Origin of the sequence: Larkinella knui, from assembly GCF_003858645.1 — a bacterium.
Classification (GTDB): Bacteria; Bacteroidota; Bacteroidia; order Cytophagales; family Spirosomataceae; genus Larkinella; species Larkinella knui.
This window is the reverse complement of the sequence record NZ_RQJP01000006.1, coordinates 321,079-336,404: the sequence shown is the minus strand read 5'-3', so window position 1 is coordinate 336,404 and position 15,326 is coordinate 321,079. Positions and strand designations below refer to the sequence as shown.

The 15,326-nt window shown below is 52.4% G+C and carries 9 protein-coding genes; 5 read left to right on the top strand and 4 right to left on the bottom strand.

Going from position 1 to position 15,326, the window contains the following annotated elements; translation table 11 throughout:
• Positions 1-263: 263 nt before the first annotated feature.
• Both EHT87_RS27370 and EHT87_RS27365 read right to left on the bottom strand, forming a co-directional pair.
• Positions 264-5,723, bottom strand: a complete 5,460-nt coding sequence (locus EHT87_RS27370) for an alpha-2-macroglobulin family protein (protein ID WP_124909961.1) — start codon at positions 5,721-5,723, stop codon at positions 264-266.
• Between the two features lie 136 nt (positions 5,724-5,859).
• Entirely contained in the window at positions 5,860-6,783 is a 924-nt protein-coding gene (locus tag EHT87_RS27365; RefSeq protein ID WP_124909960.1) for a LysR family transcriptional regulator, read from the bottom strand.
• A gap of 93 nt (positions 6,784-6,876) precedes the next feature.
• Between EHT87_RS27365 and EHT87_RS27360 the strand changes: the two genes are divergently transcribed.
• The 4 genes from EHT87_RS27360 to EHT87_RS27345 all read left to right on the top strand — a co-directional run bounded on the left by EHT87_RS27360 (position 6,877) and on the right by EHT87_RS27345 (position 9,840).
• Positions 6,877-8,313: an NADP-dependent isocitrate dehydrogenase gene (locus EHT87_RS27360; RefSeq protein WP_124909959.1), complete on the top strand. Its 1,437-nt coding sequence runs from the start codon at positions 6,877-6,879 to the stop codon at positions 8,311-8,313.
• Positions 8,314-8,376: 63 nt separating this feature from the next.
• Entirely contained in the window at positions 8,377-8,628 is a 252-nt protein-coding gene (locus EHT87_RS27355; RefSeq protein ID WP_124909958.1) for a hypothetical protein, read from the top strand.
• A gap of 16 nt (positions 8,629-8,644) precedes the next feature.
• Positions 8,645-9,205 (top strand): hypothetical protein, encoded by a 561-nt coding sequence (locus EHT87_RS27350; RefSeq protein ID WP_124909957.1) that lies wholly within the window; start codon positions 8,645-8,647, stop codon positions 9,203-9,205.
• A 110-nt stretch (positions 9,206-9,315) separates the two neighbouring features.
• On the top strand, positions 9,316-9,840 hold the full coding sequence (locus EHT87_RS27345; RefSeq protein ID WP_124909956.1) for a pyridoxamine 5'-phosphate oxidase family protein: 525 nt from the start codon (positions 9,316-9,318) through the stop codon (positions 9,838-9,840).
• A gap of 141 nt (positions 9,841-9,981) precedes the next feature.
• Here the strand turns inward: EHT87_RS27345 and EHT87_RS27340 are convergent, their stop codons facing one another.
• Positions 9,982-11,781, bottom strand: a complete 1,800-nt coding sequence (locus EHT87_RS27340) for an acyl-CoA dehydrogenase FadE (RefSeq protein WP_124909955.1) — start codon at positions 11,779-11,781, stop codon at positions 9,982-9,984.
• 254 nt (positions 11,782-12,035) lie between these two features.
• On the opposite strand from EHT87_RS27340, the gene EHT87_RS27335 reads away from it, so the two are divergent.
• The gene (locus EHT87_RS27335) at positions 12,036-14,114 is read left to right on the top strand and encodes a LysM peptidoglycan-binding domain-containing protein (protein WP_124909954.1); all 2,079 of its coding nucleotides are present in this window, start codon (positions 12,036-12,038) and stop codon (positions 14,112-14,114) included.
• Between the two features lie 33 nt (positions 14,115-14,147).
• On the opposite strand, the gene EHT87_RS27330 is transcribed toward EHT87_RS27335, so the two are convergent.
• Positions 14,148-15,323, bottom strand: a complete 1,176-nt coding sequence (locus EHT87_RS27330) for an acetyl-CoA C-acyltransferase (protein WP_124909953.1) — start codon at positions 15,321-15,323, stop codon at positions 14,148-14,150.
• Positions 15,324-15,326: the final 3 nt, after the last annotated feature.

Sequence of the window (15,326 nt, the reverse complement as noted above, 5' to 3'; positions counted from 1 at the left end):
AGTTCATCACCCATCATACTGGATAAGAGATAGTAGCTATTGTATTGCATAATATTACTTCACATTTTCGGTGGCACAAAGGTAGACTACAAAAGGCCTTTCTCCAACCCGTTCAAACAGTTTGTTCTCAGCAACCCTCTCCTAATCAGGAGAAAAGCGAGTATTTAACCGACTTGGGGAACAGACATTACCCCGCCTAAATTGGTGGGATATACTTAATAGACGCAACTTAGTTCGAAAAGTCACTTTTCGATTTTATTTTGTTAGTTTGTGGTCAGGCTCCCCCCACCCGAGTAGCTCCGCAAACTGCCGTCATACATGGCATCGGCCGACACCGGCCCCAACGCAAACCGCCCCTTGGAAACGACGCGGACGAGGTAGTAGAAGGCCTTTTCGGTCGATCCGGCCGAAGTGAAAAAATGAATCCGGTCGTCGCGCACGTCAAAATGGTCCGGCGTTGCAGCCCCTTTGATCCAGGGCATTTCACGCGGTTCGGTCAGGCGGGGATTTTCGATTTCAAAACCGGCGGGCAGCATGTCCGTCACCACCACATTGTTGACCGGAATCCCGTTGTCACTGGATAACAAAATCCGGACCACCACCAGATCATTCTGTTTGAACGACGCCATCGGTGCTCCGTCGCGGTTCAGAAATTGCCGGCGAACCCGTAATCCGGCATCTTCCTCGGTGTAACTTCCCGTGGCGCTCAGCCCTTCCGTCTGGGCAAACCAGTAAAGACTGCCGCTGCCCTGAGCCGCCAGATTCAGTTTTCGATTGGCAATACCGGTGGTCAGCGTCAATGTTTTGCCGGTAAACTGCCCCACGGGTTTGCCGTCGGCCGACAGCGTGGCGGTGGCCGTCGAGGTGGCGGCTTTTTTAGCCATCTTGCCCAGCGCCAATACCGCAAAAACCGATTCCTGCGTGTTCAGGTACGAGCTGGTATTCAAGGCCTGCGACAGTTGCCGGGCCAGCGTTGGAATCTGCAAATTGTCCGGGTCGGTTTCCAGCAGCGTGTTCAGCACCAGCGCCAGATTGCGAATGGGCGACGCATAACTGCCGCCCGATTGCCGCTGCGTGGTCGTATTGGTGAATTTTTTGGGCAACAACGCATGGTAACTGCGCGTGTCGCCGGTCAGGTAGAACGTTGCGGCCAGCAAATACCGGCTGTCGGGCGTCAGCGAGTTTTCGTTGGGGCGCAGCGCAGCGGTTTTGTAATAATTCATTGCCGGACGATTGGGCTGGCCGCCCAGCGCCAGGGCGTATAAACCGTACAGGTTCTGCCGACTGACCACTTTACGAACCGAGTTGCCGGTTTCATCACGGACAATTTCATCCTCCAGGGCGGGGCTGCTCGTGCGGACGTTCAGCCGGTCGAGGGCTTTGCTATACACCGACGGACTCACTTCAAAACCGGCGCGCCGGGCTTCGGTCAGGAAATGAACCGCGTAGGCCGACGCCCAGCCGTCTTCCGTTGGCAAACCCGGCCACATGCTGAAACCACCGTCGGCCAGCTGCATCGATTCCACCCGCCGGATGGCTTCCTGAACGGTGTAATTAGGATTCAGATCGCTTTCGCCCGAACGAACGAAATACGTCCCCGGTTTGCCCATCGTTTTGAGCACTTCGGCAAAATACAACTGCGGAAACGCCTTGGAAATGGTCTGCTCCATGCAACCGTACGGATAACCGAGCAGATACGACAATTCCCTGCTCAACTGAATCATCGGCGACCGGCTGACAATCAGCTGGCTGCGAACCGTACCGGGAATGAATTGATTGGTCAGATCGATGGTTTGCGATCGATTGGCCGCCACCGCGCCCGACGTAGCGGTTTTCAGCAACGAAGTCACCGGGCGAACCGTCAGGTCGATGCTTTCGCTAAACGTTTCGTTCAGGCCTTTCACCAAAACCGTCATGTTCCCGGCTCCGATGGCGGTTTTGGCTTTCACGGCAAACGTCGCGCGGGCTTCCTGCCCCGCCCCAATGGTGAGTTGCTGCGTGGTCGCGCCGTTGGCCAGCAAGGCCCCGGTCAGTTTGAGCGAAGCCGTTACGGTAGCCGGTTTTTTGGTGGTATTGCTGATCGTAACGGGCAGGCTCAGTTCGTCGTCCGGGCTTAGAAACCGCGAGGCCCCGGTGCTGATGACCAACGGATCGGCCACTTTCATGTTTTTCGTTGCCGAACCAAAGGCCTTGTCTTTGTAAGCGACCGCCATGACCCGTAAATCGCCCGAAAACTGCGGAATGGCAATGTCGAAACTGGCTTCTCCGCTGCCGTTGGCTTTCAGAACACCGCTCCACAACGCCACCAGTTTAACCCGCCCGTTGCTCAACGGATTGATGCGTTTGCCCAGATTGTAGCCGTCACCGCCGAACGACGAACTGCCGGAAAGGACTAATTCGGGAAACAGAAACGAATATAAATCGTGGCTGTTGACTTCCAGAGCGCGTTTTTGGTAAAAATAGCCGTGAATGTCGGGCGTCTGGAAATTTTTCAGTTGCAGGATTCCCTCATCGACGACGGCCACGGTCAATTCGGCGTTGGGGCTGGTTTTGATCGAAATACGCTGTTTTGTTTTGGAGCGGGATTGGGTCACCGCCGTAATCCCGACCGGTAATTTGGTGTCCGGATCTTCGACCTGAATCGGCGCAAAACCGTGCGCAACCAGCAGCGGCAGATTGGAGCCATCGACGGGGCGAATGAGCGTGGCCGTCACATAAACCGTGGGCAGGTGTTCATCGGTCAACGTAAACGTCAGTTCGGCGGATTTCTGATCGGTTTCCAGAACGTGCGTTTCCAGCACCTTGTTACGTTCCAGCGTCACCAGCAGTTTTCCGGCAAACGGCGTTTTGAACAGCACTTTCGCTTTGTCGCCGACCTGGTATTTCTCCTTGTCGAATTCCATCAAAACCTGCCCTTCCGTGCTGACTTCGAAGGACGAACTCTGGGTCGTACCAAAACCGTAGGCGTAGTAGGAAACCGCCGTGTAAGCCGCAGCTACCTCGCCGGATTTACCCGAACGCCGGATGCGCACCTCGTATTCGCCCGAAACCGTTGGCACGTAGCTGAATCGGGCCCGGCCATCGCTGAAATTTAGATTATTGGTATAAACGACTTTTTCCCGTTTTTTCGACACATACCGTAACTGATCATACTGTTTTTCAATTACCGTCTGGTAATCAAACCGCACCACTTCGGCCTGCGCCGTGGCACCTTTCTGCAAATTCCCGTTGCGGTCCACCGCTACGACTTCGACGGGCAGCGGAGCGTTGGTGCCCACGTACGAATCGGCCAGCCGAATCCCGTAAAACGTTTCCTGCGTAAACACATCGAGTTGCTTCAAGCGATTAACCGGGCGGCTGTTTTCGTCGAAAACCGTCACAAACAATTTGCCTTCCAGCACACCGATGTCGCGGTAACTGGTCGAGATCGGAAACCGCTCGATGGCCTGGCCGCTGGCGTCGGTAACGCCCTGCCGCAGATTTTTCTCAAACGATGTATGGCTCTCGATGGCAAAGGTATAGTCCGGAAACTGTTTGGCCGTAAACGCCCGCTGCTTCAGTTGCAGGTCCATTTCGTAGGTTCGTCCGGTGGCTGGAGGGCCAAACAGATTCGTTGCGGTGGCGGTCATCGTGATGGTTTCGCCGGTTCGGTAGGCATCACGTTCCGTGCGGGCTTCCACCCGGATGCGGTCGGGAATGAACTCCTCGATGCTGATGGTGCGCGACGCCAGCAATACGTCATTGGCGTTGTAAATCTCGGTGACGTAGGTTCCCGTTACGGCCGCCGGATCGATCGGTACGTCGGTGGCCACGGCACCCTGCTCGTTGGTCGTCTGGCGCAGAACCCGGTATTCTTTTCCGTTGGACGACAACACTTTAATCTTCAGCGGTATTTCGCCGACGCTCTCCCAAACCGGGTTTCGAATGATGGTGTTGAAATGAATCGTTTCGCCGGGGCGGTAAATGTTGCGGTCGCCGTACACAAAGGCGTCGAAACCCGTCGGGTTGTCGCGCTTGCCTTCCACCTCGAACCGCGATGTTTCCACTTTGGCATCCTGCAACAGCAGATAGTTGAAATCGTCTTCGGTTTTGGACAGCACCATGGCGATTTTGGAACCGGGATTTTTCTCGGTTATTTTTTCAAAATGCGCCACGCCTTTGCCGTTCGTCTGGACGGCGGCAATGACCTGGTTGTTGCTGCTAATCAGCGTAATGTCCACATTCGCCAGCGGCTCGGCGGTTTTGATGGAGTTGGCAAATACCCAGATTTCGTTGTTGCCCTGTTTGGTAATCAGACCAATATCCGATACCGAAATCAGCTTGGTGGCACTGATGTACGCGTCTTCTTTTGAACGAACCGTGACCAGATAAATGCCGCGGGGCGGATTCGGGGTCGAAGCAGTCTGGTCGGGAAGGGCCAGGTTCAGGGCCGACACCCCTTTGGCTTTGGGCAGATTGGCGGTTTCAACGGTTTTATGAACCAGAAGATCGCTGTAATTTTGCGGTTCGTCTTCGTAATAAACGTGCGTTCCCAGCGGTTTCCATTCGCCGTCGATTTCGCCACTTTCTTCATACCGCCCCGAACGGAGGTAATGGAGGATATTGTTCTCGTAAACCTTCGCAATTTTCACCTCCACCTTCGGCACATTGACGATGTTGACGCCCACATTTTTTGCGCCTTTCGAGGATAGATACACCGCCCGTTTGTTGACGAACGAAATACCGGCGGGCATTTTTCCGAAAAACACGTCTTTCGAAACTGCTTCTTCCAGTTTGGCACCCAAAACGCCCTTCATCTGATCGGTCAGCGTCAGCACGTAAGTTTCGGTTTCATTGAAATTACCGCGGATGATAAACCCGTTTTCGGTCGGTTCGGCGCGGGTTTCGGCTTCCGGCGCAATGGTATAATACGTACTCAGCTGGCTGGCCTGCAATTCCTGCGTTGTGAGGACCCGGATAACGCCTTCGTTATTCTCAAAACCGGTTTTGACGTCCACCACATCCAGTTGGTACTGCGACGGTAAGGCGGTTTTTTGCTCAAACGCTTCTTTGGTGCTAAATGCGGTATTGGGCACTTTCAGTCCCTGGCCGATTTCAATGGTCAGGGGCGTTTCGCTGCGGGAAGCGGGTGCGTTGGCCAGCGTTACGGGAATGGTTTCGTTCAGCGACGTTTGCAGAACCTGCGTCGTCAGCGGTTTACTGGTTTCCGCTTCTATTTTGAGCAAACCGGCCAGTTCGGATCCGCTCACCGGATAATTGAAATTCAGTTTCGCCTTTGCCACGGGCCGCCCGGTTTCGCCACGGGTCCACCAGAATTCGGTGTCGTTTAATTGAAGATACGGCGTATGAAACGCCACGGTTTCGTTATCGAGCGTCAACGACTCGTCTTTCTGCTGGCGAACGAGCGCATTGTTCAGTTCGGCTTTGTACTCCGTGGCCGGTTTGAAAGCCACCGCCGGCGAAAAGACCAGTTCATTGGGGGCCGTCCACTTGAAATTGCCGGCAACGGCGGGTTCAAAAACCACGTATTGCGTGGAGTCCCATTCGTTGAGCCGACTTTCCGGCGCCAGATCTTTACTGAAGGTAAAGACCAGATTTTGATTCCGGGCCACTTCATCTTCAAAGTTTTGATTGATCAGCCGGACCGAATTACTGAGGTGGGAGCAGGTGGTTAGTAGAAACAGGACACTAAGGGCCGTTAACGAACGCAGGTACGTCTTCATGGATTGAATTGTTACGGAGAAGAACGGCGAAAGGTCTTAAAAATAGTTGATATTTTGCAATACGAATGAATAAATGGCGGTTTCTGTCTGGTAATCAACGCCATTGGCCGGATTCCTGGAAACAGGAAGGAGACGGTTAAAACCGATCATACCAGTCAAAATGCTGGTGAATAATCCGCGCCTTGTTCTCTTCAATGTAACTCAGATAGGCCTGAGCGATGGGGGAGAGTTGCTTCTCCTTGTGCCAGATCAGCATCCAGGATGTTTTGAGGGGCAGGCCACTGATGGGAATAATTTTCAGGTCCTTATTCAGTAGCTCATTTTTCAGCCCGATCAAGGGCATGATGGAGTAGCCCAAACCGGCCAGGACGGCCTGTTTAACGGCTTCATTGGAAGTCAACTCCAGCCGTTTGAGCACTTCAAGCTGGTGGTCGGCAATGAATCGTTCCATCGTTGACCGCGTACCCGAACCCGATTCGCGGTAAATGAGCGGGAGTTTTTTTAACAGGTCGGGGTCGGTGCCCTGCTGGCCTGTTTCACTCATCCCATTGCCAACCAGATACAGTTTGTTGGGCATGAGTTCCAGCTGATTAACCTGGAGCTGGTGCGGCAAAATAGAAACCAGCGAAAAATCGACCTCGTTTCTCGTCAAACTGTCGACCACTTTCTGGCGGTTCGTCACATCCATAACCAACTCGATCCCTTCGTGTTGCGCCATAAAACCGGACAAAAAGTAAGGCATGACATATTTTCCCGTGGAGACGACCGACACCTTCAGTTTGCCATATAATAAGCCTTTGTAAGCCAATGTTTTATGATTGAGCACCTGGGCTTCATTCAGTATGTTTTCGGCGGCCTGCGCAATTTCCCGACCAAAATCCGTCAGATAAATCCGTCGGCTGATGATTTCTGTCAGTGGAATATCGAACTGATCCTGAAAATTCTTTAGCTGAATGGATACGGCTGGCTGGGATAAGTGCAATTCATTGGCCGCCCGGGTGATGCTCTGTGTTTGGGCGATTTTAAAAAAGACGTGTAACTGGTGTAAGGTATAGTTCATAAATTTTCCTTATGATTATCATCAAATATATAAACTTTTATTTATAATCTACAGCCTTCATCTTTGCGGCATAGTTTTACATACGTACCACAAATGACGAGAATCACTGTAGCAGAGGGGGACGGAATCGGCCCCGAGATTATGAAGGCCACGCTGGCTATTATTCTGGCGGCTGGAGCCAAAATTGAGCTGGATCACATCGATGTCGGCGAGCAGGTGTATCTGGCGGGAAACATGTCCGGGATTTCAACGGATTCCTGGGACGTTATCCGGCGCAACAAGGTGTTTTTGAAAGCGCCCATTACCACTCCGCAGGGGGGAGGCTACAAAAGTTTAAACGTCACGATCCGGAAAATGCTGGGCCTCTATGCCAATGTCAGACCCTGCATGAGCCTGCATCCCTTTGTCAAAACCAAACACCCGGGCATGGATGTGGTCATCATCCGCGAGAATGAAGAGGACCTGTATGCGGGCATTGAACATCAGCAAACCGACGAAGTGGTTCAGTGTCTCAAACTGATTAGTCGGCCCGGTTGCGAAAAAATCGTACAGTATGCCTTTGCTTACGCCCGGCAGTATGGTCGTCAAAAAGTCACCTGCTTCACCAAAGACAACATCATGAAGCAGACCGATGGGTTATTTCACCGGGTGTTCGACGAGATTGCACCAACCTATCCTGACATTCAGAACGAACACTGGATTGTGGATATTGGAGCCGCCAAGTTGGCCGACACGCCCGAAGCCTTCGACCTGATTGTGATGCCTAATTTATATGGCGATGTCTTATCGGATGTGGCCGCTCAAATTGCCGGGTCGGTGGGCCTGGCGGGTTCGGCCAACATCGGTGAAGAATGCGCCATGTTCGAAGCCATCCACGGTTCGGCTCCCCGCCGTGCCGGGCAGAATGTCGCCAATCCGTCGGGACTGTTGCAGGGCGCCATTATGATGCTCAATCACATCGGTCAGGCTTCGGTGGCCGAGCGGGTGCAGAATGCCTGGCTCAAGACGATCGAAGATGGCATCCATACGTATGACATTTATAAGGAGGGCGTTAGCCAGCAAAAGGTGGGGACGGAGGAATTTGCGCAGGCCGTGATCGACCGGCTTGGCCAGGAGCCCACGACGCTGAAGGCGGTCCACTACACGACTCAAAAAGCCCTGGTGTTACCGCCCTACCAGCGGAAACCCAGTGCTCAAAAAGACCTGATCGGCGTCGATCTGTTCGTACACTGGCCGGGTAGTGACCCCAACACCATTGCCGCATTGGTGGGTCAGCTTGAAACACCGGAAGTAGCGTTAAGCATGATTACGAACCGCGGGATAAAGGTCTGGCCCAATGGCTTCAAAGAAACGTTCTGCACCGATCACTGGCGTTGCCGTTTCCTGACAACGAACGGGAAATTAGGCGATAAGGCGTTGATTGGTAATTTGTTACTCAAGGCGGCAGAGCACCAGATCGACACCATCAAAACCGAAAACCTGTATGCCTTCGACGGAAAACCGGCTTTCTCGATGGTTCAGGGCCAGTAGGAATGACTACAAACCAGCAACCGATTTTGTCTTTTCTACTTTCAATTGTTTAGACCAGTACTCATGAAACTCTCCCTAATGAACGGCCATTACCATTCGGCAGATGCCCTGGATATTCTCACCCAAATGACACACATCAAAGTGTCTTACCAGGAACGCCAGATCAAAACATCCGATAATGAAGAGGATGTCAAATTCCGGGAGAAGCGCATCAAAGAATTGCAGCGCAACCTGGAGGAAGCCCGGCGGTATATTGCCCAGTATGGCCAGCCCGGTTTAAGTATAAAGGCCGAAATCGTCTTGATCGCTCACTAAAACAAATTTGAAACCAATGAAAAAAGCACTCTCATTAAATGGCACCCTGGCCTTGCTTACCTTTTGTGGGTTAGTGGCAGTACGCCTGCTGCCGGGCTTGAGTTCGTCTCGCTTCAGCTATGCAGTGGATGCGAGTATCGTGGTTGTTCTGCTGGCTTTCAGCGATCAGATTATTCAAACCGCTTTATTTTTTGCAATTCAGCTGGGAAAAACGGTACAGCTTCTTTACCAGGCAATGGCGTTCTATACAAATAGGCTCATTCGCTTGTTGCAGAAAGTCGCACATTCTAACGAAAGTACGACCAGTGACGTTTTAAATCCGCTCCTGATAGCGCTGCTGCTAATCGTTGCCGGCTTGCTCTCCCCCAGTGATGGGGTCGATTCAGGACTTCGCCTGTCACCGTATGACCTGCTGGTCAGAGCATCGATCATCTTAGCCGTTAGTGTAGGCTCCTTTTTCGTGTATGTATTTTGGGACTCGAGGAAACAGGATTACACCAGACGTTCCGGATTACAGAAGGAGAATTTATCAAAACCGGACGAAAACCGCTCATCCATTTCCGAACCGATGGAGTAGAAACAGCGGCAACAGACCATCGGCGTTCCACACAATCGGTCTTGTCGGTCCGCAAAAACATAAAGTAGTCACAAGCCGTTCTGCAAACTCACCTTAATCTCAACGGAGTTATGCAAGATCCCCGACACGACGAAGACGGCCATATTCAGAATCTCACGGGCGCCGAAGCCCTGGAAAAGTTAAAAGATCTGGCCGACGGTATTTGTATGTTTACTACGTTTACCGATAGTCGCCCAGCGCCCAGCCGCCCGATGGCTCTGCAAGGCGTAGACGACGATGGAATGCTCTATTTTTTCAGTGCGGCCTCTTCGAATAAAAATCACGAACTGGCAGCCGACCCGGCGGTGCAGCTCTTCTTCTGCAACCAGGGCGCGTCTGAGTACCTCAGTCTGTACGGAACCACCACCATTTCGCGTGACCGGGAAAAGATCGAGGAATACTGGAATCCCTTTGTAAAAACCTGGTTTCAGGGTGGCAAGGACGACCCGGATCTTACGGTAATCCGCGTGCAGCCCGAAAACTGCCGGTATTGGGATACGAAGAATAACCAGGCGGTTTCCTGGATCAAGATTGCCGCTTCGCTGGTGACCGGCAAGACGATGGACGACGGCGTGGAAGGCGAGCTGAAGGTCTGACCTGTTTGCTGCCGTTACTAAAGAGGAACCCCAACAATAAAGCCGACCGCGAATCCGCAGTCGGCTTATACCATTTGGTTTTTAGTTGTGAAGTTAATCGTTCAGTTCAGCGGTTTACATAAACCGCTGAACCTGAATTTCTTAGAAAATATATTTATTCTCCGCGATCATCGCATCGGCAATGCGACGGCGGGTGTCTTTCAGATTCAGCGGTTCGATCTTCGTAAAGCGTTTCAAACCCATCAGCATCACGCGCAGTTCGTCGCCCTCGGCAAACGACGAGATGGCCGCCCGACCGGCGTTGTTGATTTTCTCAACGGCTTCGTGCAGATACACCATCGCCAGGTCTTTCTGCAACGCCAGTGCCGATTCGCCTTTCAGACCAATCAGTTTTTCGACCCGCAGCAAAACCGACTCCGCCACGTAAATTTCGATGACCATATCGGCCAGATTCATCAGGATTTCCTGTTCGTCCGACAGTTTCATCATCAGTTTCTGAACAGCCGAACCAGCTACCATCAGGATGGCTTTTTTCAGATTGCGCAGCACTTTTTTCTCGGCCGCAAACAACACTTCTTCTTCATCGGCACTGAAATCGGGAATCGACATGATTTCTTTCGAAACCGCCATCGCCGGTCCCATCAAATCGAGTTCACCCTTCATTGTCCGTTTCAGAATCATATCGACGGTCAGCATCCGGTTGATTTCGTTCGTGCCTTCAAAAATCCGGTTGATGCGGGCGTCGCGATAGGCGCGGTCCATCGGCGCGTCGGCCGAATAGCCCATGCCGCCGTAAACCTGAACGCCTTCATCGACCACGTAATCCAGCGCTTCCGAGCCGTGCACTTTCATCATGGCGCATTCGATGGCAAACTGCTCCAGCGCTTTCAATTTGGCTTCGGAATCGCCCATGCCGTTTGCTTTCAGGGTTTCGATGAGGTCGTCGATGTTCTGTCCGGCGCGGTAACAGGCCGTTTCGCAGGCATACACCTTCACCGCCATTTCGGCCAATTTATGCTTGATGGCACCAAAGCTGGAAATCAGCGTATTGAACTGCTTGCGCTCGTTGGCATACCGGATGGCGTTGTTGATCACTTCTTTCGAACCACCGACAGCAGCCACGCCCAGTTTAATGCGGCCAATGTTGAGAATATTGACGGCAATCTTAAAACCGTTGCCCCGCGTCGACAGCAGATTTTCGACCGGTACCGGGCAGTCGTTGAAGAAAATCTGGCGCGTGTCGGAGCCTTTGATACCCATTTTATGTTCCGGCTCGTTCATTGTAATACCACCGAAATTCTTTTCGATGATGAACGCGCTCAGGTTTTTATCCTCATCAATTTTGGCAAAAACAATGAACACATCGGCAAAACCGCCGTTTGTAATCCACATTTTCTGACCATTGATGAGGTAATGTTTTCCGTCTTCCGACAATCGGGCTTTCGTCTTGCCCGAATTGGCATCCGAACCCGAATCCGGCTCAGTCAGGCAATAAGCGGCTTTCCATTCGCCGGTCGCCAGTTTAGGCAGGTAGTTCGATTTTTGATCGTCGTTGCCGTAATAGACAATCGGTAACGTTCCGATACCGGTATGGGCCGACAGCGCCACGGAGAACGAATGCCCGGCGCCGGTTACTTCCGTCACCAGCATCGAGGTATTGAAGTTCATGCCAAAACCGCCGTATTCTTCCGGCACCGACGTTCCGAGCAGGCCCAGTTCCCCGGCTTTGTCCATCAAAGAAGCAATCAGATCCGGCGATTTGGCCTGGTCGATTTCATCCAGACGAGTCCAGATTTCGCGTTCCAGAAACTCGCGGCATGTAGCGGCAATTAGTTGTTGTTCTTCCGAAAACTCCTCCGGGATGAACACTTGCGATGCAGCGGTTTCTTTAATCAGAAACTCGCCACCTTTCAGCGATGCTTTATGTTCCGTGGCAATCATGGCGTATGGTCAATAGGTTTTTAGGGCGGTATGCAGGCATACGTTTAGTATACAAATGTAAAAATTGTAAAATTAGTATGCAAGCATACGGGTTTAATTTGATAGCTGGTTTTAGAATGGGAAAGCCACCGCTGCGATGTTTACTAGTTAAACCATTTGGTATCTCAAAGGATAAACAAAATAGTGTTTTTGGTTGTACATATATCATTTAATTGTATCTTTCGTCTGCTATTGAGTACGATTATTGCGTGATTATGAATCAGGAGAATACGTTCAGACAAGCGGTGTTCAAACGCTGCCGGAATTCGTCATTAATCAGACGGCTGTTTGGATTCAGTTTAGGGATTCTGCTTCATTGGGGAGCGGTTCATGCTCAGGGTGTCCCACAAATTGGCAACCGGCTGGAATTTGCCGGTGTCACGATTCTTTTAACCCCGGCAACGCAGCATTTTATTCAACAGGAAGCCGAACTTTTGTACGTCAATCGGGCACTCGTTGCGTCCCGGTTGGAACGAATGAATTTATACTTCCCGATTATCAAGCCGCTTCTGGCCCAGAATTCATTATCCGACGATTTCCTGTTTCTGGCACTTTATGATCCTGGTTCGGTTTCCGATGCTACTTCGCCCGCGTTTTGGGCCTTGGGCGAAACCAGCCTGAATGAACTCCGGACCGATGTTTTTGTGGATGAACGTCGGCATCCCGTACGATCAACCCTGGCCGTTATCACCCGCTTAAAACAGCTTTATAGCCGAAAGCCAAACTGGGTGTCGGTAATTCACCGGTATGACCAGTTGCTGCGCGGAGACACAAACCGGCTGCTGGCGCAGGAACCGGTGGACGGAAAAATGTATGCCTTAAACGATACACATGATGCGCTTCTAATTCGGTTGCTGGCTTCTAAAATTGTCCTGGAAAGGGCTTTATCGGTTTATCATCCTCAGAACCAGCTGGTTTTGTTTCCGTTTGAAGAAACACGGACAAAGAGCCTGAAGCAAATCGCCGATTATTGCCGGGTGAGTGAGGCCAGTGTACTACAGCAGAATACGTGGCTAAAATCGTCCCGGATACCGGACCGTGAAGATTACACCGTTTACATTCCGGCGACGCCCGAACACTACGCCGAGTTGAAACGGCAAACCAGTTTTTTAGAAGAGAGCCAGGCGGTTTCACAGGATGCGGGGTTTCCGGTATTGCAGAAAAGCAAGGCTGAACCGGATGAACGGGGCGGTATTTTCTACCAGATTAACGGTAAAAAAGGCATTCAGGCGCAGTTATTCGACAACCGGATTACGCTGGCTTATGAAGGAAAAGTGAAAGTTGAGAAGTTTCAACGCTACAATGATTTGCGCGCTGACCGGCCAATTGTGGCGGGTGAAATTTATTACCTGCGGAAAAAAAGCAAGCGGGCTAACGTGCCGTTTCATATTGTCAGAAGAGGCCAGTCGCTGTGGGCGATTGCCCAGCAGTACGGAATTAAACTGCAAAAACTGATTGCCTACAATGGCGTGAATCCGGAGCAGCAACCCGCCGTCAATCGAATTTTATGGCTTCAGAAAAAGCGACCGGAAAATCTGCCGGTTGAATACTACCGCCCGCCCGTTCAACCCGTTGTAGCTCCAAAAACCGAACCAGTGCTGGCACTTACCAAACCGGATTCTACGGATAAAAAACCGACCGTGTCGAAGAAGGAACTCGTTGAGAAAGCCGAACGGTTGACCCAATCCGAAAAACCGGTGGCTACTGTTCCGAGCCGAACGACGCTGGCTACCTTAGACAGTATGATTGCGGCACTGAATGAACCCGAAATGCCGCAGCTACGGTCGGGCGCAACCAAAACCATTCAGCCCGTTCGGGTGGTGGAGAAGGCGGTTCCGGCCAGGGTCGCCGAAGACGAGCCGGAAGAGGTGAGCGGTCCGCTGATTATGCACGTCGCTGAAAAAAATGATACCTATGCGACCGTTGCCCGGAAATACAATGTCACGGTTCCGCAACTGTATCTCTGGAATAATCTGTCTGCCCAGAAACCGCTGCGACCGGGCCAGGCCCTGTTAATCGATCAATCGAAATTGCCTACCAAGAAGGGACTCGTGCCGCTTGCGGCCAAACCAACGGCGGTGTTGCCACCCATTGCAAAACCGGTAGTTCCAACAAAAGCGGCAGTTGCCCCTGCCAGTCCAACGGATGAACTCATTCACGTCGTCAAACCCGGCGAGAACATGTACCGGATTGGCTTGCGCTACAAGGTAAAACCGGAGCAGGTTCGGCAATGGAATCAGTTGCCGGATTTGACGGCGGTTGTGGGGGCTAGGCTGATCATCCGAAAAAAATAAAGGGGCCGAAGCCCCTTCCGTATAAATGTTTTTTTAAAGCCGCTCAAAAATCCCGGCGACGCCCTGACCGCCACCGACGCAGGCCGAAACCATGCCGTACTTCTGGTTCTGTCGTTCCATTTCATTCAGCAGTTGCACCGATAACCGGGCACCCGTCGACCCCAGGGCGTGCCCCAAAGCAATGGCTCCACCGTTCGGATTGATCTTGCTGCGATCCAGTCCGAGTTCCTGAATAACCGCCAGCGACTGCGCGGCAAAGGCTTCGTTCAGTTCGATTTGGTCGATGTCGTCCTGCTTCAACCCGGCTTTTTTCAACGCCAGCGGAATGGCATTCACCGGCCCGATGCCCATGATCCGGGGCTCCACACCGGCGGCTGCGTAGGAAACCATCCGGGCTTTGGGCTTCAGTCCCAGTTCGTTGACGAGTTTTTCAGACATAACGATCACAAACGCGGCCCCGTCGGAGGTCTGCGACGAGTTCCCCGCCGTCACCGAGCCACCGGCGGCAAAAACCGGTTTCAGTTTGTTCAGCGCTTCAAAACTGGTATCGGCGCGTGGCCCCTCGTCTTTACCAACGGTCCACTCGCGGGTTTTCTTCTTGCCCGAATCCGCATCGAAATACGTTTCTTTTACGGTAATCGGCACAATTTCGCCGTCGAACTTCCCGGCGGCCTGAGCGGCCAGCGCTTTCTGGTGCGATTCATACGCAAACTGATCCTGTTCTTCGCGACCAATTTTAAACTGCTCGGCCACCTGCTCGGCGGTCAGGCCCATCCCGATGTAATAATCCGGGTGTTTCTGCGCAATTTCAAAGTTCAGGGCGGTTTTCCAGCCCATCACCGGCACCAGCGACATCGACTCGGTTCCGCCGGCAATGATGCAGTCGGCCAGCCCGGCATGGATTTTGGCCGACGCGATGGCGATGGCTTCCAGGCCCGACCCGCAATACCGGTTGATGGTCATGCCCGGCACGCTGTTGGGCAACGACAGCAGGGCAATATACCGGGCAATCTGCATGCCCTGTTCGGCTTCCGGCACGGCATTGCCGACGATCAAATCTTCGACGCGCGCAGGGTCAAAATTCGGAACCTGCGCCAGCAAATGTTTAATGACTTCAGCCGCCAGGTCATCCGGGCGGGTAAGACGTAATCCTCCGCGGGGCGCTTTCCCGACGGCGGTTCTATAGCCAGCTACGATGTATGCATCCATGTT